This is a genomic window from Kribbella sp. NPDC004875 (assembly GCF_042873375.1).
In the GTDB taxonomy this organism is placed as follows: domain Bacteria; phylum Actinomycetota; class Actinomycetes; order Propionibacteriales; family Kribbellaceae; genus Kribbella.
Window position 1 is genome coordinate 175,929 of sequence record NZ_JBIALI010000002.1, and the last position, 20,098, is coordinate 196,026.

General features: G+C 69.1%; 17 protein-coding genes and 1 riboswitch. Of the genes, 4 read left to right on the plus strand and 13 right to left on the minus strand.

Going from position 1 to position 20,098, the window contains the following annotated elements; genetic code table 11:
* Positions 1 to 7: 7 nt before the first annotated feature.
* From ACFYRH_RS11980 to ACFYRH_RS11995, 4 genes are all read right to left on the minus strand, one after another.
* Complete coding sequence (locus ACFYRH_RS11980) at positions 8 to 733, minus strand: SCO2322 family protein (protein ID WP_387772241.1); 726 nt, start codon at positions 731 to 733, stop codon at positions 8 to 10.
* A gap of 113 nt (positions 734 to 846) precedes the next feature.
* A riboswitch (cobalamin riboswitch) is annotated at positions 847 to 927 on the minus strand.
* 31 nt (positions 928 to 958) lie between these two features.
* The gene (locus tag ACFYRH_RS11985; RefSeq protein WP_133999242.1) at positions 959 to 1,168 is read right to left on the minus strand and encodes a hypothetical protein; all 210 of its coding nucleotides are present in this window, start codon (positions 1,166 to 1,168) and stop codon (positions 959 to 961) included.
* Positions 1,165 to 2,175 (minus strand): aldo/keto reductase family protein, encoded by a 1,011-nt coding sequence (locus ACFYRH_RS11990; RefSeq protein WP_387772244.1) that lies wholly within the window; start codon positions 2,173 to 2,175, stop codon positions 1,165 to 1,167. The genes ACFYRH_RS11985 and ACFYRH_RS11990 overlap by 4 nt, the downstream gene beginning before the upstream one ends.
* Positions 2,176 to 2,226: 51 nt before the next feature.
* The gene (locus ACFYRH_RS11995) at positions 2,227 to 2,814 is read right to left on the minus strand and encodes a DUF3043 domain-containing protein (protein ID WP_387772247.1); all 588 of its coding nucleotides are present in this window, start codon (positions 2,812 to 2,814) and stop codon (positions 2,227 to 2,229) included.
* A 167-nt stretch (positions 2,815 to 2,981) separates the two neighbouring features.
* On the opposite strand from ACFYRH_RS11995, the gene ACFYRH_RS12000 reads away from it, so the two are divergent.
* The 4 genes from ACFYRH_RS12000 to ACFYRH_RS12015 all read left to right on the plus strand — a co-directional run bounded on the left by ACFYRH_RS12000 (position 2,982) and on the right by ACFYRH_RS12015 (position 6,523).
* Positions 2,982 to 3,809 carry a PspA/IM30 family protein gene (locus ACFYRH_RS12000; protein WP_387772250.1) on the plus strand — a complete coding sequence of 276 codons (828 nt, stop codon included), beginning with the start codon at positions 2,982 to 2,984 and terminating at the stop codon, positions 3,807 to 3,809.
* A complete protein-coding gene (locus ACFYRH_RS12005) occupies positions 3,806 to 4,081 on the plus strand; it encodes a hypothetical protein (RefSeq protein ID WP_387772253.1) in 276 nt (91 codons plus the stop codon). Before ACFYRH_RS12000 ends, ACFYRH_RS12005 begins: the two co-directional genes overlap by 4 nt.
* 302 nt (positions 4,082 to 4,383) lie before the next feature.
* Positions 4,384 to 5,910 (plus strand): sugar transferase, encoded by a 1,527-nt coding sequence (locus ACFYRH_RS12010; protein WP_387772256.1) that lies wholly within the window; start codon positions 4,384 to 4,386, stop codon positions 5,908 to 5,910.
* 43 nt (positions 5,911 to 5,953) lie between these two features.
* Positions 5,954 to 6,523: an RNA polymerase sigma factor gene (locus ACFYRH_RS12015; protein WP_387772259.1), complete on the plus strand. Its 570-nt coding sequence runs from the start codon at positions 5,954 to 5,956 to the stop codon at positions 6,521 to 6,523.
* Between the two features lie 53 nt (positions 6,524 to 6,576).
* Here the strand turns inward: ACFYRH_RS12015 and ACFYRH_RS12020 are convergent, their stop codons facing one another.
* The 9 genes from ACFYRH_RS12020 to asnB form a co-directional block, all read right to left on the minus strand.
* Positions 6,577 to 6,948 (minus strand): hypothetical protein, encoded by a 372-nt coding sequence (locus ACFYRH_RS12020; RefSeq protein ID WP_387772262.1) that lies wholly within the window; start codon positions 6,946 to 6,948, stop codon positions 6,577 to 6,579.
* Between the two features lie 3 nt (positions 6,949 to 6,951).
* The gene (locus ACFYRH_RS12025; protein WP_387772265.1) at positions 6,952 to 8,583 is read right to left on the minus strand and encodes a right-handed parallel beta-helix repeat-containing protein; all 1,632 of its coding nucleotides are present in this window, start codon (positions 8,581 to 8,583) and stop codon (positions 6,952 to 6,954) included.
* Positions 8,584 to 8,616: 33 nt separating this feature from the next.
* Complete coding sequence (locus ACFYRH_RS12030) at positions 8,617 to 9,816, minus strand: glycosyltransferase (protein ID WP_387772268.1); 1,200 nt, start codon at positions 9,814 to 9,816, stop codon at positions 8,617 to 8,619.
* On the minus strand, positions 9,813 to 11,066 hold the full coding sequence (locus ACFYRH_RS12035) for an O-antigen ligase family protein (RefSeq protein WP_387772271.1): 1,254 nt from the start codon (positions 11,064 to 11,066) through the stop codon (positions 9,813 to 9,815). Before ACFYRH_RS12035 ends, ACFYRH_RS12030 begins: the two co-directional genes overlap by 4 nt.
* Entirely contained in the window at positions 11,063 to 12,685 is a 1,623-nt protein-coding gene (locus ACFYRH_RS12040; protein ID WP_387772274.1) for a YveK family protein, read from the minus strand. Before ACFYRH_RS12040 ends, ACFYRH_RS12035 begins: the two co-directional genes overlap by 4 nt.
* Positions 12,682 to 13,902 (minus strand): Wzz/FepE/Etk N-terminal domain-containing protein, encoded by a 1,221-nt coding sequence (locus ACFYRH_RS12045; RefSeq protein WP_387772277.1) that lies wholly within the window; start codon positions 13,900 to 13,902, stop codon positions 12,682 to 12,684. Before ACFYRH_RS12045 ends, ACFYRH_RS12040 begins: the two co-directional genes overlap by 4 nt.
* Positions 13,903 to 13,981: 79 nt before the next feature.
* Positions 13,982 to 15,931 (minus strand): alginate lyase family protein, encoded by a 1,950-nt coding sequence (locus ACFYRH_RS12050; protein ID WP_387772280.1) that lies wholly within the window; start codon positions 15,929 to 15,931, stop codon positions 13,982 to 13,984.
* Positions 15,928 to 18,168 carry a bi-domain-containing oxidoreductase gene (locus ACFYRH_RS12055; protein ID WP_387772283.1) on the minus strand — a complete coding sequence of 747 codons (2,241 nt, stop codon included), beginning with the start codon at positions 18,166 to 18,168 and terminating at the stop codon, positions 15,928 to 15,930. The genes ACFYRH_RS12050 and ACFYRH_RS12055 overlap by 4 nt, the downstream gene beginning before the upstream one ends.
* Positions 18,169 to 18,177: 9 nt before the next feature.
* Positions 18,178 to 20,097 (minus strand): asparagine synthase (glutamine-hydrolyzing), encoded by a 1,920-nt coding sequence (gene asnB / locus ACFYRH_RS12060; RefSeq protein ID WP_387772286.1) that lies wholly within the window; start codon positions 20,095 to 20,097, stop codon positions 18,178 to 18,180.
* Position 20,098: the final 1 nt, after the last annotated feature.

Here is a 20,098-nt window from a genome sequence, read left to right on the forward strand (position 1 = left end):
TACTGCGCTACTTCGCCGCGGTACGACGGCGGTTGAGCAGGAACCCGCCACCAAGGAGAAGTACGACGAAGATCGCCGCGATGATGATCCCGGCGGTCCCACTGCCGTTGTCCTTGGTGCCGGCGGCCGGGGCCGGGGCCACGGTCGAGCCCACTGCCGCACCGATCTGCAGCGTCACCGGGGTGTCGGTGGCCGGCACCTTGATGTTCTTCACCTGGTCGCCGCAGCCCTTCGACGGGTAGCCACCGACTCCGCAGGTCAGGCCCTTCTCGATCCGGACCGGTGCGACCGCGGCGAGGACCTTAGCGCCGTTCGCCTTCGGGTCCGTCACCACACAGGTGCCGGTTGCCGGGGACGGCGTGTCACCCGAGACCGCGTCCTCCGGCGTTCCGGGGTCGACGACCACCGCGACCCGCTTCTTGCCGGTCTCGGCCGGAGTCTTGCCGCAGATCGCGTCGAAGTCGCCCGCGGCCCGCGGTACCCGCGGCTTGGCGCCGCCGACGGCGAACCGCCAGCCCTCGACACCGCCGTCCGCGGGGACGTAGGCGTCGGCGCCCTTCTGGGCGAACGCCCACTGGCCGTTGGTCCACTGGTAGTAACCCCAGAAGCGGTAGCCGTCCTCGGCGGTGGCAGCGCCGGCGGTGGTCGCGACGGTCCCCGCCAGCAGGAAACCCGCCAGCAGGCTGAGGACCAGTCGTACGGTCCGGCGGTGCGCCGGCAGAGCTGCAGTCATGATGAGTCCTCGGTCGGGCCGCAGCCCGGTGGAGGAGGACCCGCCTGCACCGGCAGGGTGGGGCTCCACCCGCGGGCCACGGCGGGTAGTTGAGCCTGACTGCCTGCGTCACAGTGTTCCGGCTCGCCGCCCCGGCCCGTGCGGGTCGGGGTGGCCTACGGTTGCGGGTCAGCGCCGGACTCGGACCGGCTTCCCTGTGACGCAGGCGTGTGGTTCGACCGAACTCTACTCTGCCGACGACAGGCTCATGGGTCCGTAGACCTCACGGCCGTCCTCGAGCAGGTACACCTGGCCGACGCCGCGGTCGGCCAGGTCGCGCCAGACCTCACCCAGCCAGCTCTCCGCGTCACCCTGGGCCGAGAAGTCCGCGCCGCCGACCTCACCCGGGTCGACCAGCGCGCCGGTCGCGGTCTCGAACCGCCAGCTCCAGCTCACGAGTTCGGCCGCTTCTGCGGGGCGTTCTGCGCGGTCTTCGCCGGATCGCGCTCGACGATGTGGCCGAGCACCTCGTCGATCCGCTTCAGCAGACCCTCCTCGAGCTTCACGCCGGAGGCCTTCACGTTCTCCGTCACCTGCTCGGGCCGGGAGGCGCCGATGATGGCGGAGGAGACGTTCGGGTTCTGCAGTACCCAGGCGATCGCCAGCTGGGACAGCGAGAGGCCGGCCTCGTCGGCGAGCGGCTTCAGCTCCTGCACCCGGGTCAGGACGTCGTCGTTCAGGAACCGTTTGATCATGTTCGCGCCGTTGGCGTCGGTGGCCCGGGAGCCCTCCGGCGGCTGCTGACCGGGCAGGTACTTACCGGTGAGCACGCCCTGCGCGATCGGCGAGAAGACCACCTGGCCGATGCCGAGCTCCTCGGACGCCGGCACGACCTCGCCCTCGATGACCCGCCACAGCATCGAGTACTGCGGCTGGTTCGAGACGAACGGGATACGCAGCTCGCGGGCCAGCCGGTGGCCCTCCTGCAGCTGCTCCGCGGTCCACTCCGAGACGCCGATGTACAGCGCCTTGCCCTGCCGGACGACGTCGGCGAAGGCCTCCATCGTCTCCTCGAGCGGCGTCTCGGTGTCGAACCGGTGCGCCTGGTACAGGTCGACGTACTCGGTCTGCAGCCGCTTCAGGGAAGCGTTGATCGACTCGTGGATGTGCTTGCGGGACAGGCCGGTGTCGTTCGGTCCGCCGGGACCGGTCGGCCAGTAGACCTTCGTGAAGATCTCCAGCGACTCGCGGCGCTCACCGGCCAGCGCCTCGCCGAGCACCGACTCGGCCTTGGTGTTCGCGTAGGTGTCGGCGGTGTCGAACGTCGTGATGCCGGCCTCCAGGGCCGCCCGCACGCAGGCCTTGGCCTGCTCGTTCTCCACCTGGGAGCCGTGCGTCAGCCAGTTGCCGTACGAGATCTCGCTGACCTTGAGACCACTGTTGCCCAGATAGCGGAAGTCCATACCCCTGACCCTACTGGCCGGACCCGCCCGGCGCGGCTCAGGACGCCATTACTAGTGAGGCCGTTCGCCGCGCTTCACCATTGGCTTGGGCAGCCGCCAGCGGCGCATCTGCATGGTCCGCCGGACCGCGTAGAACCCGATTCCCTTGGTGGACTCCTTCGGGTACTTGATCGCGACCTGCTTCTTCAGTCCGGCCGTCAGCAGGAACCAGTCCGCCGCGATCAGCAGGATCATCGCCAGGAACAGCAGGTTCACGATCCCGGCCAGCCACGGGAACCGCGGCGAGAACACCACGCCGAGCAGCGACACCACCAGCAGGATCGGCAGCGCGAACTCCATCACCGAGTAGCGGGCGTCGACGTAGTCCCGGGCGAACCGCTTGACCGGGCCCTTGTCGGCGGCCGGCAGGTACCGGTCGTCACCGGTCTGCATCGCCGACTGCATCTTGGCCCGCTCGGTCCGCATCTTCTCCCGGCGGATGGCCGAGGCCTCCCGGCGGTTGGCCGGCTTCTTGAAGGCCGCCTTGCGGGCCGCCTCCGCCTCCTTGCGGCTCGGCGTCGGCCGTCCCTTGCCGCCCGGCTTGCCCTGGGGCTCGGCGGGTACGGTGGTAGCTGTCTCAGACTTGGTACGACGGAACACGGGGTCAGAACCTCATTCGCAAGGGCAGGTCGCGAGTCGGGGTGGTCCCCGGACCTGGGCACCACTTTATCGGGGCCTGTCCTGATGGTGTGGTGACCCGGTGGGACATAGGGTGGATGGCACGCACGCCGGGTCGTCACTCCGGCACAGAAGGGGTACGGATATCGATGAGCATCTTCAAGCGGATGTCGACGATCTTCAAGGCCAAGGCGAACTCCGCCCTGGACAAGGCCGAGGATCCTCGCGAAACCCTTGACTACTCGTATCAGAAGCAGCTGGAGCTGCTGCAGAAGGTGCGGCGGGGTGTGGCCGACGTGGCCACCAGCCGCAAGCGGGTGGAGCTGCAGGCCTCCCAGCTGCAGTCCCAGTCGGCCAAGCTGCAGGAGCAGGCGCAGAAGGCGCTCTCGATGGGCCGCGAGGACCTGGCCCGCGAGGCCCTGACCCGCAAGTCCGGGCTGCAGGGCCAGATCGACGACCTGCAGACGCAGCACGCCCAGCTGCAGGGCGAGGAGGAGAAGCTGACGCTCGCCTCCCAGCGGCTGCAGGCCAAGGTCGAGTCCTTCCGGACCCGCAAGGAGACCATCAAGGCCACCTACACCGCGGCCGAGGCGCAGACCCGGATCAACGAGGCCTTCTCCGGCATCTCCGAGGAGATGAGCGACGTCGGCCTCGCGGTCCAGCGCGCCGAGGACAAGACCCAGCAGATGCAGGCCCGGGCCGGCGCGATCGACGAGCTGCTCGCCTCCGGCGCGCTCGACGACGCCAGCGGCACGGTCAAGGACAACATCACCCTGGAGCTGGACCGGATGTCGTCCGGCTCCGACGTGGAGAACGAGCTGGCCGCGATGAAGGCCCAGCTCTCCGGCGGCGGCGCGCCGAAGGAGCTCTCCGGTGAGGCCCAGCAGTCCACGCAGCAACCCGCTCAGCAGCCCGCCCAGCCAGTGCAGCAGCCGGTGACGGAGCCGGTGCGACCTCAGGACGGAGATGTTCGGTGATCGTTCGCATCATGGGTGAAGGTCAGTGGCGACTGGCCGACGAGAAGCTGGAGGCGCTCAACGCGGTCGACGGCGACCTGGAGAAGGCGGTGTCCTCCGGCGAGGAGGCGGCGTACCAGGCCGCGTTCGCCGCGCTGCTGGACTTCGTCCGGTCCGGTGAGAAGGTGCCCGACGACGAGCTGCACGACTCCGACGCCATCCTGCCCCCGTCGGACAGCTCGCTCGCGGAGATGCGCGAGCTGATCAGCGGCGACGGCCTGATCGCGGGCTGAGCGCCGCACCACCCAGGCCGCCGTACCACCCAGGCCACTCCGATCGTCCGTCCCCGACCCGGCGGCTGATCACCTCGAGTAGTCGAATCCGGACCCCCGGGACCCGCGAAATACGGGCCCCGGGGGTCTTTTTCCTGCGTCCGGTGGCGGCCGCGTAAACACTCGTCATCAGTGCTGTTGTCCGCCGGGTCCCCGTAGTACTCTCTGGATCACGTCGTTGTGGGGGCGGCGTTCGGGCGAGGTCCGTGACGGGGTGTGGGTTGGTCACGGGTTTCGGTTTCACCTGTGGGGGGTGACTTTGCGTGACTGAATTTGTCATGCCGGAGGGGATGGCCGAGCCGGCTGACCTTCGGCCGGCGCCGTCGGGGGAGCGCCGCCGGCCGGTCTGGGTGGTACCGGACGAAGTACCGGCAGTGGTGCCGCGCTCGGCGCGGTACACCGAGGCGCGCTGGGTGGCGAAGTACCGCTGGGCGTCGCTGGCGTCCGACCTGGGCGCGGGGGCGATCGGGGCCTCGCTGGCACTGGTGGCCCGCTTCGGTGCCCAGATCAACCTCGGGTACGTCGTACTGGGCGCACTGCTACCGATCGCCTGGCTGGCCTGCGTGGCCCTGCAACGGGGCTACGAGGCGCGGTACTTCGGGACCGGGCCGGAGGAGTTCCGGTCGATCATCCGGGCCGCGGTGGCGCTGACCGCCCTGGTGGCGATCACGTCGTACGCGACCAAGAGTGAGGTCGCTCGTGGGTTCGTCGTGCTGGCTGTGCCGATGACCTGCGTGGCGGCGATGTTCGGGCGCTGGGTGCTGCATCGGCAGATCTCCTGGCGACGTGTTGCCGGGCGGTGTATGCGGAGGGTGCTCGTTGTCGGACGCAACGAGCAGGTGACCACGCTGCGGCGGCATCTGGAGGAACGGCCCACCGACGGGTACGTCGTGGTGGCCGGCTGCCTGCCGCGCGGTGACGCGCTGGAGGAGGCCGGTCTGGAGCAGCTGGGCCGGGCCGAGATGGACATCCTGGCAGCTGTCGACCAGTACGACGTCGAGGTGGTCGCGGTGGCCGCCGACCCGGAGCTGGCCGGGCACTCGCTGCGCAAGCTGTCCTGGGCACTCGAGCAGCGCGGGGTGGAGCTGATCGTCTCGCCCGGCATCGTCGAAGTGGCCGGCCCGCGGATCTCGATCCGCCCGGTCGCCGGCCTGTCGCTGCTGCACCTGGAGCGGCCGTCGGTCAGCGGTGGTCCGCACCTGATGAAGAGCATCTTCGACCGGGTGGTCGGCTGCCTGCTGCTGTTCGCGGTGGCGCCGATCCTGCTGGTGACGGCGGTGCTGGTGAAGTTCACCAGCCGCGGGCCGGTGTTGTTCAAGCAGACCCGGGTGGGGCGCGGCGGCGAGCAGTTCCAGATGCTGAAGTTCCGCACGATGGTGGCCGACGCCGAGGCCCGCAAGGCCGAGCTGCACGCGCTGAGCGACGGCAACGGGGTGCTGTTCAAGATCCGCGACGACCCGCGGGTGACCAAGGTCGGCCGGTATCTGCGCCGGTTCTCGATCGACGAGCTTCCGCAACTCGTGAACGTGCTCCGGGGGGACATGTCACTGGTCGGTCCGCGACCGCCGCTGCCCGCCGAGGTGGCGCAGTACCAGATCGACGATGCGCGGCGGATGCTCGTGAAGCCGGGCCTGACCGGCCTGTGGCAGGTCAGTGGTCGCAGCGACCTGACCTGGGAGGAGTCGATGCGGCTCGACCTGCGGTACGCCGACAACTGGTCGATCGCACTGGACCTTCTGATCCTGTGGAAAACCGCACGCGCGGTGCTGGGGAGCGACGGCGCGTACTGAGCGGTGCTGGTGTCATGGCTGTGCATTCCCGAGGGGGGAATTCGTGACTGTTGTACTGGAGAGGTCTGACGTCGCCCGGTCCGAAGCGGCGACCCTGGTGGTCCAGGCGGGAGCCGGGGACCAGGGTGCCTGGAGCCGGCTCGTCGACCACTATGCGCGGCTCGTCTGGGCCGTCACCCGCAGCTTCCGGTTGAGCGACAGCGACGCCGCTGACGTCTCGCAGATGGTCTGGCTGCGGTTGCTCGAACACATCAACCGCGTCGACCCCGAGCGGGTCGGCGCCTGGCTGGTCGTCACCACGCGCCGGGAGTGCCTGCGGGTGCTGGCGTTCCGCAAGCGGGTGCTGCTGACCTATGAGGCGACCGCGTTCGAGGAGGTGCCCGGTGACCAGCCCGAGCTGGACGCCGACCTGCTCGCCGGCGAGCGGGCGGACGACGTCCGGCGGGCCCTGGAGAGCCTGCCGGACCGGTGGCAGCAGCTGCTCGGCATGCTGATGGCCGACCCGCCGGCGCCGTACGCGGAGATCTCCGCGACGATCGGGATCCCGATCGGCAGCATCGGCCCGATCCGCGGCCGCTGCCTGGAGAAACTCAGACTGCTGCTTGCCTCCTGAAGCAGCAGACCGGTCGGGGACCGCGTGGAAGCAGAGTGTGTTTTTGAGTGGACTCAGAGCACGATCCACGCGGTCCGGACCGGTCGATGTGTGCTGCCCGGCCAGTGCAGCAGGAAGCTGACCAGTCGCGCGCCGTCCGAGGTATTGGTGCCGTCCCCACGGGACTCGACCACGACCGGGCCGGACGGGGAGATCCGCAGCTCGACGGTCAGGTCCTCGCGCCCGTGCACGGCGACGTCCAGCGTCACTCCGTGTCCGGCGAACCGCAGCCGGCGTACGTCGTCCACTCCCGGCGCGTCCACGAGGCTGTCGAACACCACGTCGAGCACGTCCAGATCCCGCTCGTGCCGCCCGAACGCCGCGTAGCCGATGGAGCGGACCAGCGCCACCTGCTCACCCACGACGCGCTCCGGAGGCCCGATCATCGCTCAGCGCTCCCCGGCGAGCTTGATCACGCTGTTCTGGTCCTGTCCGTACGGCGCTCCCTGCCAGGACGCCCAGTTCGCCCGGTTGCCCTGCTCGTGCACGATGAAGTTCCACGGCCCGGCGTAGGTGTTGTTGAAGAACCGGTTGCCCTGGTGGAACGTGATCGCGTCCTGGACCGTGGCCTTCTGGTACGGCGACCAGCTCGGGAACGTGCCCCAGTTGGAGAACAGGCCGTTGTACCCGCACCCGGTACTGAACCCGCAGGACGCGCCGATCCGGTCCGGGTCGAGGTTGAACACGTTGTCGTGCACCCGCACGTTCTGGGTCTTCCACCGGCAGTCGCTCAGGTACGGCTGTTTGCTGATCGTGGACTGGTTGCACGTCTTCGCGTTCACCACCGACGGGTTGACCAGCGTCCCGGACCCGGTGCTGGTGTTGGCCGCGGAACCGGCGAACCGGTCCGCGTTCTCCCAGAGGATGACGCCGGACCAGTTGTCGGTGAAGACGTTCCGGCTGATCTCGAAGGTCTGGCTGAAGACCCCGGTGACCCGTGCGTCGCTGCCGGACTCGGAGATGTACAGCGCAGGCGTCGGGAAGCCGTGGTTGGCCGGTCCCTTTGCCAGACCGTTGCGCACGAAGGTGTTCCCGCGGATGCCGGCGTTGTAGCTGGTCTCGTACAGCAGACCCTCGGCCAGGTTGCCGGAGATGTAGTTCTCCTCGATCACGAACCCGGTGTTGTTGGTGTCGGCCCAGAGACCGACGCTGTGGTTGTCGTGCACCCAGTTGCCGCGCACCACCGCGCCGGTGACCTCCCAGAACTTGCCGCCGCCGGTGCAGCCGCAGCCTTCCTTGAGCCGCTCCCAGTCGTCGGTGTTGTTCCCGGAGATCTCGTTGCCCTCGATCGTGATCGAGGCCACCTTGCCGGGGTTGTAGGCGTTGAAGCCGTACTGGCCGTTGTTGCGCAGACAGTTGCTGCGGACAACGTTATGGTCACCGACCATCACCCCGGCGCCGGCGTTGTTCTGGATGGTGTTGCCGACCACGGACCAGCGTCCGGCCGCGTCGTGGTTCACCACGCCCTCGTCGTTGTTCGACCGGAGCGGGCCGAAGTTCTGGACGGTCAGGTTCTTCACCGTGACCTTGGTGGCGTAGCCGGTGAAGGCGTACCGGTTCACCCGGCCGCCGTCCAGGATCGCGCCCGGCGCGCCGATGTAGGTGTTGCCGTCCTTCGGGACCACCTGGGAGAACGCCCCGCTGCCGAGCCGGTGCGTCCCCGGCGTCAGCCAGAAGGTGGTGCCGGGCGGGTTCGACGCGGTGAGCTGGTAGAGGTTCGCGTGCGTGCCGACCACGACCGCACCGGCCGGAGCGGTGGCCGGACCGGACAGTGCCTTCGCGTTCCCGCAGATCTTCGCCGGTGGGGTGGCCGGAGCAGTGACGACGGTGTTCATGATGTCGTTGGACGAGGCCGGCTGCGGTGCGGACTGCCCGCTGCCCGGTTCGTCGCGGAACACTGCGATCCCCACCGACACCAGCGCGACGGCGACGACCAGCGCGATGCCACCGAGCGCCGGCGGACGCCGGTACCAGGCCCTGCCCGTTCCGGTGGACCTCGGGGCCGAACCGTCTGGTTCCATGGTGTGTCCTTCGGGGGAGTCGGGGGCTCGGACTCAGTGGCGGGCGGCTGGGTTGGCGATCGCGAAGCGATAGATGTCGAGCAGCCGCTCCACGTTCTGATCGGTCCGGTGGTGGTTCTCGTACGTCGTGCGCGCCTGCCGGCCGAGTTCGGCGTACCGCTCGGGGGAGGCGTCGACGTCGAGCAGCAGCTTGGCCATGTTGTCCGGGTCGCCCGGCTCGAACAGGGCGCCGTCGACGCCGTCGGTGATCAGTTCGGGGAACGATCCGTGGCCGGACGCCAGTGGCGGCACGCCGACGGCCATCGCCTCGACGACCACCAGTCCGAACGTCTCCTCCCACTCCGACGGCAGCACCACCGCGCGAGAGCCGGCGATCAGCTGGAACACCTCGGGCTTGCTCATCAGGCCGCGCAGCTCGACCGACGGACGCGCGGCCGCCCAGGCCTTCACCTGCTCGAGCATCGGTCCACCACCGGCGATCACCAGGCGCAGGGCGTCGTCGCCGGCGGCCGCGCGGTACGCGTCCCAGCCCTTCATCAGCAGCGGTGCGCCCTTGGCCGCGTCGAGCCGGCCGACGTACGTGACCTGGCGCTGCCGCGGTCCGCCGACCGGGCCGTCGTACGGGACGAGGTTGTACTTGACGAAGGTGCGCTCGGGGTCGAAGTCCATCCCGGCCATCAGGCGGCGCTGCGAGTCGGAGATGAAGATGTACGCCGACACCAGGTCGCGCCAGCTGCCGCGGTGACCGCGGGTGTTGAGCACCGTGGTCCCGGTCGCGAGCGCGGATCCCCGGTAGCAACGGTGCAGTACGCCGCTGGCCGGGTTGCCGCCCGCGCAGCTGTGGCAGACGTTGCCGTCCCGGAAGAAGTCGCCGCTCGCGCAGAGCAGCTTGTAGTTGTGCAGTGTCACCACGGCCGGTACGCCCGCCAGGCGGCACGCGTACAGCACCGACGGACTGAGCAGCGGGAACGTGTTGTGGATGTGCACCACGTCGGGCCGGTGCCGGAACAGGTCACGGGCGAGGTCGTGCCGGGCCGCCCGGCTCCAGACGACCCGGGCCGGCAGTGTCGCCTTCTTGAGGGCCGGCCAGTCCTCGATGTCGTCGCTGTGCCGTTCGAAGTGCCGGACGCTGTGACCCGCCGCGGCGAGCGCCGCGCTCTCCTGGTCGACGACCCGGTTCTCGCCGCTCGGCGCGGTCGAGCGGTACCGGTTGTGCACCATCAGGATCTTCATCGCGGTCCTTCACGGGTCGAGGAGGAGTACACCAGCGAGGCGGCCAGCGTCAGTTCCAGCAGGTACGGCGACGCCTCGCTGAGCCCGCTCTCGGTGAACGAGGCGACGACGCAGTAGGCGACCAGGAAGAGTGCGAGCGCCCGCTGCGGGCCCTGCGGCCGGAACCAGGCGGCGGTCAGCACGAACAGCACCAGCGTGATCGTGAGCGCACAGCCGACCAGTCCGACGTCGTAGTACGTACCGAGCCAGTTGCTGTCGATCGGCAGGCCGTTGAACGACTTGTTCGACAGGCCGAAGCCGAACAGGGTCTCGAAGGTGGTTCGCGGCTGGGCCAGTATCGAGTCCCAGACCGCCTTGCGCCCGGTCAGCGCACCGAGCTCCTTGGTGTCCTGCCCGCGCGCCAGCCAGGTCGTCACCACCGAGCCGAGGCTGAGCGCGCCGAGGGTGAACACCACCAGGCCGATCGCGAAGGCCTTGCGGACCCGTGAGCGTGCGGTGAACAGGCTCAGCCCGGCGATCGTGACGCCGGCGAGCAGCGCGACCAGGGCGGTCCGGGTATGGGTCAGCAGCAGTACGCCGGTACACACCAGGACGCTGGTCAACGCGACACCGCGCCGGAGCAGGCCTGACATCCAGAGCACGATCGTGATGCCGATGGCGACCGCGGAGTAGTGACCGACCTGCGTCGGCGGGATCGGCCAGAGCGTGCCGCCGAGCCGGTTCTCGGTCATCGCCAGCCCGGGCGACACCATCAGGCCGATCACGACCGAGCCGACGATCGTCCACAGCACCAGGAGATGCGTGCGCACCAGCAGGAGGTCGCGGCGGGTCCACCACGGGGTCAGCAGCCAGAGCACCAGTGCGAATCCGCAGAGCCGTCCGGCGCGGAACAGTGCGCCCAGGAGGAACTCCGCCCGGATGCTGGCCAGTAGTCCTTCGACGGCCAGCGTGAGCAGCAGAGCGACGTACACGCTGCGGCGGATCCGGACCGGGCGGTTCACCGACAGCACCATTACGAGCGCACCGACCAGGGCTCCCTGGGCGATCAGCTTGCCCACCGAGCCCGGGATCGGCAGCAGGTGCGGGGCGCCCGGGAAGAACGTCATCACGTTCAGCACCAGCAGCGCCCAGGTCAGCTGCACCCGGCGGCGCCGACGCACCTCCGGGGCGACGACCCGCCGCGTCGTCCGGGGGCCGAGCCGCGTGACCAGCTGCAGGTGGTTGCCGAGCCGATCGGCGAGTGTCGTCATCGGCTGAACATGCCCACGTCGACGGCCCGGCTACGGCCGGACTCGGCCTCGGCCACGCCGACGCTCTCGTCGGTCCGGTCCGGGCGCAGGACGATCGCGGTGCTGATCTCGAGCCCGGCCAGGCGGAGCATCTCGCCGGTCGCCTGGATCCTGGTTGCGGTGCACTCGCCCGCAGTCACCACCACGGCGGCGTGCGACGCCCAGGTCGCGAGGTGGTCCGCACCGAGCTCCGGGGTCAGCGTGGCGAGGCTGAGGACCAGGTCGGCGACCTCCCAGGACGCGTCCAGCGCGACGTTGTCGGACTGTGCCGGACGGTTGCTGTCGCTGAGCCGCAGGTATGCGCCCTCGGCGGGACCACCGGCCGGATCGGCGCGATGGACGTCAATGCGGCGCCCGGCCTCGCTGAACCGTGACTCGTGGGTGCCGGGCGTCTTGACACCGAGCATCCGGGCGACCTTGCCCGACTCGGTGAGGTCGGCCACCAGGATCCGCTTGCCGTCCTCGGCGAGCGACACCGCGAGCGAGGCCACTGCCAGCGCACACGTGTGCAGGTCGTCCACGCCGACCACGGTCAGCGCGGGCGTCGGCCGCTCACCCCAGAAGATCCGGTGGTCGAGGTGCTGGACGATCAGCTGGTTCTCGGGCCCGTGCTGGTCGGCGCCGAGCTTGTTCCGCCGCAGCCGGCGCCGCGGCCGGGCGATGCTGAGCCGGACCCGCGCTCCGAGCGCGTGGGCGATGTCCTGGCGCTTCCACAGCCGGTCGGAGATCAGCGCGCGGACGATCACGAAACCGATGCCGAGGAACAGTCCGGCGATCAGGCCGGTGCCGGCGTTGATCACGATCGTCCGCTTCTCCGACACCGGGACCGGCGCGGCCACGTCGAGGATCCGGCTGCTGTTCATCCGCGACGTCTGGACCTGCTCGTCGAGCAACTGCTGGCGCACGTACTGCTGGCGCTCACGAGCGGCCGCGAGCCGGGTGCCGGCCACGCTGTTCGGGCGCTGCATGTTGTCCGGGTCGTCACCGGCGGCCTTGACCGCGCGCTCGGCCGCGGCGACGTCGTCGTTCGCGGCCGTCAGATCCTGCTGCACGGGCGCGTCCTGCAAGGCGATCTGCTGCTTGCGGTAGACGAGGAACACCTGGGCGATGGCCGTGGCCAGCTTGCTCGACTCTGCGTCGGTCTTGCCCTTGGCGTTGATCTGCATGACGCGGTCCGTCGAGGCGGACGCGTTGTATTCCTTGAGCAGGTCGTCCGGGGTCACCTGCAGCTTCAGCAGGTCGATCACCCGCTGGGCCACCGTATGCGTGGTGGCCAGGCTGACGTCGGTGGCCATCGCCTTCGCCGGGTCCTCACCGTCGCGATGGGTGAGCAGCAAGCGAGTCTGCGACGTACTGGCCGCGGGTACCGCGACGGTCGATGCCAGACCGAGCGCAAGGCCGACGAGTGCGAACGCCAGCCAGATCCGCAGGTGCCGGCGCAGCGCGTCCCGGACGAACCGGAAGGTGACCAGTGCGTCCGGCGGGAACGAGGTGGACCGCTCGTTGTCGAACAGACCGTCGTCGTCCGCCCAGACCGGCTCGCGGACGACCGCTTCGTCGTCGTACGGCTGGTTGCTCACTTGGTCCTCCTAGCCGTGCCGGACAGGAGGGTTGGCAGCCGTGAGCTGGAGCGGCGCGTCGACTGCGAGACCCGGCCGATCGTGCGGTCCGTCGGGTCCGGGTCGGTGACGACCAGGCCGTCGATGGTGCGGTCGTTCGCGGCCGCGGCGACCGCGAGCCGGGCGAGTTCCTCGGCCGTCACGACGCCGGACGACAGCGCGATGATCGTGTTCGTGGTGCGCTCGGAGCCGTCCAGGTCCGGCGCGTCGCGGTCGACGACGACCAGGTGGATGGTCAGTGCGGAGTCGCCCGCGGGCTCCTGGTGCGCGTCGACCACGATCGAGGCGGTGAGGCCGATCGAGTTGGCCAGCGCCGCCAGCTGCGGGCCGAGCGACCGGGCCTTGTCGTCGCCGGCGAAGGAGAGCACGGTCAGCGAGACCGGATCGCCACCGCGGACGTCGAGACCGAGGTGGTGCAGGGTCTTGCGCAGACTCCATGCCTCGACCGCGGTCGGCGAGTAGTGCTCGAGCAGATAGGTCCAGTCCGACACGTCGTTCGCCTGGTACGACGAGACCGACGCGAGCACCGGCAGCCCGACGGAGTCCGAGATCTCGTCCCGCAGTCGCAGCCGCCGGTCACCGCGGACCTTGGCCAGCACGCCGATCGAGCCGGCGGCGGCGCCGATCAACGCGCCGAGCAGGCCCAGGATGCCGAGGTGGACCATGATGTTGCCGCCTCGTGCTGTGGTCGCTTGCTCCAACACACGTGCCCCCGTTTTCTTCCCCAGGTCGCCGGGCAGCTTCTGGTCGGTGGTGACGAAGACCAGGTAGACCTCGGCGACGGCGTTCGCCAGTCGCATCGCCTGTTGTGGCGTGGTTCCCTTCGCATCGATCTTGATCACCTCGTCGGTGACAGCGGTGACCTTCACCAGCGCGCGGACCTGCTCCGTGGACAGCGCCGGCGTCAGGTTCTGGCCGGCGCTCTTCAGCACCGGTTCGCTGTCCGCGATGAAGACCTGCGTGTCGATGCTCTGGGTACCGGCGCCGGTGGACGTCTGCGTGTCGGTCGCCGGAGGGGGTGGCAGTACGACGAGCGAGGTGGCGGTGTGCATCGCGGGGACGACGAACCCGTAGGCGAGTCCACCGAGCAGCCCGACGGCAGCCACCGCCGCCACGATCAGGCGATGTCTGCGGATTGCCCGCCAAGACTTCTTGACGTCGAGCTGCTGACCACTCACAAGGCCCCCTCCAGGCGAACGTGGTTCGGTTCGAGGTAATAGAGGGGTCCGGAGTCAGCGGTGATACACCGTTCCGGCGTCAGTGTCGGAACGAGAACGTGCTGGTCGCAGGCGCATTGGCGGCCAATCGACCGGATCCCACCAGCGTGGTGGCCGGGACCTTGTGACCGAAACGCGGGGAGTACCAGCCCAGCAGCGGACTGTTGCTGCCGCGGTACGTCGTCCACTCCAGCCCGGCGGGCAACTCGACCACGGCCGAGCCGGTCGGCCAGTCCAGCAGTCCGGTCGAGCCGTCGAGCGCCACGGACACCTCAGGCCCCAGATGCCAGGCGATCCGGACGTCGGAGCTGGCATCGAGCCGGTCTTCGACGCGCAGCACACCGTCGTCGAGTACCGCCGTACGCCGGTGGGTGACGGGAAGGTCCCCGACCTTGTAGCCGTCGTGTTCGGCGTCCCAGGAGCCCGTGGAGTAGCGCAGTACCTTGCCTGTCGCTCCGCGGAGCCAGAGGAACGGGCCACCCCAGGTGGACTGCTCGCTGCCGGCTACTTCGACGGTGTTGTGGGCGATGGTGGAGCGGAAGTAGTTACGCCACTCCTCCTCACCGTGGTAGCAGTACGTACCCGGGTCGGCGAGGATGTCGACGCCGTCGACGCGGACCTCGAGCGAGAGCGCATCTGAGTGCGCGTGGGCGGCAATGGAGAGGAAACCGTGCGGACCGGCGTCCGCACGGCACCAGATCTCCGGACCGGTGTCTTGGCTACGCAGAATCGTCAGACCGGCGTCCTGGAAGTGATTCGGACGTTTGTTGGGACGGTCCGGTCGTTTGCCGTTGACCAATGCGCCAACTATGACCGAGGTAGCGGTAGGTGGGCTGGCTGGCCACCAAGGTGCGCTGCCGACTACAGCGGCTCCCAGGGAGAGGTACGCCGACCACGTGCTGATGTCTGGCGGGTCCAGCACCAGCACCATGCCTTCGTCGTCGTCTCCCTGGCGTGGCGGGCGCAGGGTGGTGTCGACGATCGCTGCGGCGACGTCGACGCTGCGAGTCAGCAGATCCCAGGTGTGGCGGCTGAGTGGATGACCGGCGGTGTCCGCCTCCAGAGCGGCGTACAGGCCAAGCTCGGAGACGAAATGGTGGTAGTCGGTGGCCAGCTCACGGTTCACCCCGGACGGGAACGTGTTGGCGTCGAGCTGCGTCTCCAGCAGGGCTGCGGCGTCCTGCCGCCAGCGGGCACTCTTGGCGAACCAGGGGAACGCACAAGCGCCGACCAGTTGGCCGGCAGCCTCGGCGATCACGTGGTTGTTCGCCGACGAGCCGTGACTCCGGAACGCGGCGAGGTACCGCTGGTGCCAGTAGATCTGCTGGAGGGCCAGGACGTTGTGCTCGAACAGTTCGGTGATATCCGGCCAGTCGTTCAGCAGGCGGCGGATCCAGGTCCAGCTGATCAGGCGGAGGCCGATCTCGATGCCGCTGGCCCAATGGACACCGGACAGGAACGGGTTCGACCGCCACCAGTCCGTCAGGTGGTCGGCGACGCGTTCGGCGTACCTGTCGTCGTGCGTCAGGAACCACGCCGCGGCCAGCTGGGTGAGGTGGTGGTGGCGGGACAACTCCCACACCTGCTTGATGTTGCCGACCACCTCCTCGTTGCGGTGGTTCAGCTTGAAAACGTACTGCGCCGGGTCGGAACGCCGGCCCGTCGTCGGGTCGCGGAACCAGTCCGGTGCGCGCAGGTCGGTGCGCTCGACACCTAGTACCTCCAGGTTGCCGTCCATGATCGCGTCGGCGGTCTCGATGACCGCCTTGCGGGCTTCCTCGGGTACGGCGCACGCCGTGCGCGCGTCGAGCGTCACAGCGAACGTGCGATCCCGCCGGACCGGCAGACCGTTCTTCAGGTCCTCCCCGGGCCGCACCTGTTGGTAGGCCCAGACAGTACGCCGCGCGGTGTCGCGACCGCGCCAGATGAGTTCGGTGGGAGACATCCGGCGGAGGCGCCGGACGTACCAGCCCAGAGGCTGGCGGCTCACACCGTCCCCAGACCGGGGCGGTGGGGTGGGGACAGAATCGACTCGGCCCTACCGCTTGCCAGGCTTCGGTCCACCGCGATGGTGGCCCGGGTGGTGGCGACCAGCGAGTCGAAGGAGATCGGCATCGGCCCACCGGATTTCACCGCGGCCACGAACGCCGCCAGCTCGGCCCGCTGCCCCTTGTCGGTACTGCGGGACTTCCGCGTGGACGGTTTGCGGCCGGACCACACCGAGGCGCTCTGGAAGTTGTCGAACCGCGCGTTCCGGCCGCCGCCGGTGATGTCGATCGTCTCCTTCGGGAACCGGCTGCTGCCACCGCCGACGTAGCTGATCGTGCCGACCGAACCGTTGGCGAACCGCAGCGTGATGACGACGTCGCCGGCCTCGGGCCCGGGTACGGCGTACACCTCGGTGGGAAGGCTGTCGAGCCACCAGCCGAGGGTGTCGATGAAATGCCCGCCTTCACCGGCGAACCGGCTGCCTTCCTTGCCGGCGTCGAGGTACCAGCTGGTCGAGTCCAGCTTGCCCGCGTTCACGAGGTACCGGAGGGAGAAGTTGCCGCCGGGGTCGCCGAAGCGGGTCTTCAGGTCGGTGAGCAGCGGGGCGAACCGGCGGTTGAAGCCGACCATCAGGCGGTCGTTGCCGGTGGCATCCACTGTTTCGACGATCCGGTCGAGCTCGTCGTCGGTCAGGGCGAGTGGCTTCTCGACGAAGACGGCCTTGCCGGTTTCCAGAGCGCGGCAGGTGAGATCGGCGTGTGAGCTGTGCCGGGTGACGACGAAGATCGCGTCCAAGGTGTCGTCGTTCAGCACCTCGTCGGCGTTGGTGGAGACGGTCTGGAAGCCGAAGCGGCGTTGGGCGTTCGCGGCCGACAACGATTTGTTGGTGGCGACGCGGCCGAGCACGGCGTTCTCGTCCCGCTGCAGGTGCGGCAGGAGCATGCTCGAGGCGTAGTTGCCTGCGCCGATGAACCCCATCCGTGGTGCACCGGCGGGAGCCGGTCGCCCGGCCGGCTCCCGCCGGTGGGAGGTCTCCAGAGCGCCGCTGCCAGTGGGTGCGCTGTCCGCGACGCCCGCGCCCTGTCCGGTCTCGGCTGCTTCCTCCGGTTTCGGGTACTCGAAGAGGAAGCCGACACCGGGGAGGGCGCCGGTGCTGAGTTGCTGGTAGACGTTGGTGGCGTCGGTGATCGGGAACTGGCCGGCGATCAGGGAGCCGACGTCGATCTGTTCGCGGGCGATCAGGTCGATGAAGCACTCGAGGTTGCGGCGTTCGGTCCAGCGGACGTAGCCGGCGGGGTAGTCGATGCCCTGCAGCTCGTAGCGGTCGTCGTACCGGCCTGGCCCGTACGAACGCGAGAACCGGACGTCCAGCTCCTTGTCGTAGTACGCGTTCCACGGCAGGTCGAGCTTCGTCTTGCCGATGTCGACGACGCGGGCCCGGTCACGCGCCAGTCGCGCCGCGGTTTCCACCGGTCCGTTCGAGTGACCGCCGGCGGCCAGCAGGATGTGGTCGGCACCGAGCCCGTTGGATGCCTCCAGCAGCGCCCGCTCGAGCGATGCGACGCCCGCCTCGTCAGGAGACGAGCAATGCAGCGCTCCCGCCTTCTCCGCCATCCGGCACCGATCCTCGACGGTGTCGATGCCGAACACCCGCACCCCAGCGGCCACCAGCAACCGCACCACCAGCTGCCCGACCAGCCCCAGCCCGATCACCACGGCGGTGTCACCCAGCTGCACCTCGGCCTGCCGCACCCCCTGCATCGCGATCGCGCCCACCGTGGAGAACGCTGCCTGCTCGGCCGGCACCCCGTCCGGCACCGGAACGCACAGGTTCAGCGGCACCCAGTTGTACTCCGCATGCAGCGCGAACTCGTTGCCCGCGGCAGCAACCAGCTGCCCGACACCGAACTCCTCGGCGCCGGCCCCGACCTCGACCACCACGCCACACAGCGAGTAGCCCAGCGGCGTGTACGAGTCGAGCTTGTTCATCACCTTCTTGTAGGTGTTCATCAAGCCCTGCTGGGAGACCGTGTCCAGCACCTTCTTCACCTGGTCCGGCCGCGCCTTGGCCTTGCCGACCAGCGACAGCTTGGCCTCGCCGACCTTCATCAGCTCGGTCCCGGTGGAGATCAGCGAGTACAGCGAGCGGACCAGCACGCCACCCGGCGCACACCCGGGCGGCGGTACGTCGAGTACCGCCAGCTCGCCGGACTTGTAGTTCTGCGCAACCTGCTTCATGTCAGTCCTTCAGAGAGAGGTCACCGTTACGCCCAGCGAGCGCATGTGGCGAGTCCAGGTTTCGAGCGTCAGCAACTGCCAGATCTGTTTCGAGTAGTCCTCGCGCCCGGCCCGCTCGTCGTCGACCAGCTGCTGTACGGCGCTCTGCCGCAAGAACCCGCTCCCGACCAGCTCGCCGCGCAGCAGCACGTCGTCGACGAGCTCCCGCAGGTCGTTCCGCACCCACGCCCGCAGCGGCGCGCTGAACGATGCCTTCGGCCGGTAGATGATCTCCTTCGGCAGCCACGCCTCGGCGGCCTTCTTCAACGCCAGCTTGCTCACCCGGCGGTGGATCTTCTCGCTGCCCGGGACCGAGAACGCCGCGCGCGCGACGACCGGGTCCACGAACGGCGTCCGTACCTCTGTCGAGGCCGCCATGCTGGAGCGGTCGGTGTAGGCGAGGTTGAGTCCCGGGAGGAACATCCGGGAGTCCGCCAGGCACATCCGGTTCACGTGGTCTTCGAGCGTGGTGTCGTGGTAGATGTCGCTGTGCTCGGCGAGCAGCTTGCCGACGTACGGGTCCAGATCCGGACTGATCAAGCCGGCCAGCTGGTCGGCGTCGTACATCGTGTAGCTGCGCCGGAACGCGGTCTCCTCCGGCAGGTTCGCGAACGTCTCGAACCGCTTGGCCCAGCGCGCATAGCGCAGTCCGCGGCCGTTGACGGTCACCGGGAGCCGTCGTACGGCGGGTCCGATCAGACCGTTCCGCAGTACGCCGGGAAGCCGCTGGTACTGCGCTCCCATCACGCAGGCCAGGTGCTTGCGGTAGCCACCGAAGAGCTCGTCCGCGCCCATCCCGGAGAGCAGGACCTTCACGCCGGCGTCCCGCGCGGTGTCGCACATCAGCAGGGTGTTGATCGCGGCCGGGTCGCCGATCGGCTCGTCCAGGATGTCGACGATCCGCGGCAGCAGCTCGACGACATCGGGCGCGATCTCGATCTCGTGCAGGTCGATCCCGAACTGCTGCGCCAGCTTGCGCGCGTAGATCGCGTCGTCCGGCATCGCCTCGAGCTTCTGGTCCTGCGCCCGGAACGTGATCGTGTACGAGTCGATCCCCGGATCCATCCGCTTCGCCAGCACCGTGACCAGACTGGAATCCAGCCCACCACTCAGGAACGTCGACACCGGTACGTCGGCCACGAGGTGTGCCGCGACGGACTCCTCGATCACCTGCCGCAGATCGGCCCGCGGACCGGCCGCGGCCTCTGTGGCGACGTCCGTCACCCGCCAGTACGTCTCGTGCCGGCTGGAACCGTCCGGCCGGAACTCCGACCACGAACCCGGCGGCAGCTTCTCGACGCCGTCGATCGCACACCGCTGCTCGGGCAGCCAGTAGTAGAGCATCGACGCGATCAGCGCACCGGGCTCGGTGCGCAGTTCGGAGCCGACCGCGGACACGATGGCCTTCAGCTCGGACGCGAAGACCACACCGCCCTGACGGCGCAGGAAGTACAGCGGCTTGATGCCGAGCGGATCGCGGGCGAGGTACATGCTGCCGCTGTCCTCGTCGAGCATCGCGAACGCGAACATGCCGCGGAAACGCTTCAGCGCGTCCGGACCCCAGCGGCGCCAGGCCTCGAGCACCACTTCGGTGTCGGAGCTGGTCCGGAAGTGCACTCCGGTCCGGGACAGCTCGGTGCGCAGTTCCTTGTAGTTGTAGAGCTCGCCGTTGTAGCAGATCGTCAGACCCTGCTTGCTGAACGGCTGGTCAGCCGCGGCCGACAGGTCGATGATCGACAACCGGCGATGCGCCAGGACAGCGCGGACGTCGGCCTCCTCGAATGCGTACACCCGGGCGGCGTCCGGCCCGCGGTGGGCGATCCGCCGGCTCATCACCTCCGCGAGCGCGAAGCCGTCACGCTGCTGGTAGCAGCCGGCGATGCCGCACACG

What these genes read in the sequence shown, in the direction of transcription:
- ACFYRH_RS11990 (WP_387772244.1), bottom strand. Translation starts at nt 2,175, where the DNA reads ATGGACTTCCGCTATCTGGGCAACAGTGGTCTCAAGGTCAGCGAGATC.
- ACFYRH_RS12020 (WP_387772262.1), bottom strand. Translation starts at nt 6,948, where the DNA reads ATGATCGGGCCTCCGGAGCGCGTCGTGGGTGAGCAGGTGGCGCTGGTC.
- ACFYRH_RS12025 (WP_387772265.1), bottom strand. Translation starts at nt 8,583, where the DNA reads ATGGAACCAGACGGTTCGGCCCCGAGGTCCACCGGAACGGGCAGGGCC.
- ACFYRH_RS12000 (WP_387772250.1), top strand. Translation starts at nt 2,982, where the DNA reads ATGAGCATCTTCAAGCGGATGTCGACGATCTTCAAGGCCAAGGCGAAC.
- ACFYRH_RS12055 (WP_387772283.1), bottom strand. Translation starts at nt 18,168, where the DNA reads ATGAAGCAGGTTGCGCAGAACTACAAGTCCGGCGAGCTGGCGGTACTC.
- ACFYRH_RS11980 (WP_387772241.1), bottom strand. Translation starts at nt 733, where the DNA reads ATGACTGCAGCTCTGCCGGCGCACCGCCGGACCGTACGACTGGTCCTC.
- ACFYRH_RS12035 (WP_387772271.1), bottom strand. Translation starts at nt 11,066, where the DNA reads ATGACGACACTCGCCGATCGGCTCGGCAACCACCTGCAGCTGGTCACG.
- ACFYRH_RS12030 (WP_387772268.1), bottom strand. Translation starts at nt 9,816, where the DNA reads ATGAAGATCCTGATGGTGCACAACCGGTACCGCTCGACCGCGCCGAGC.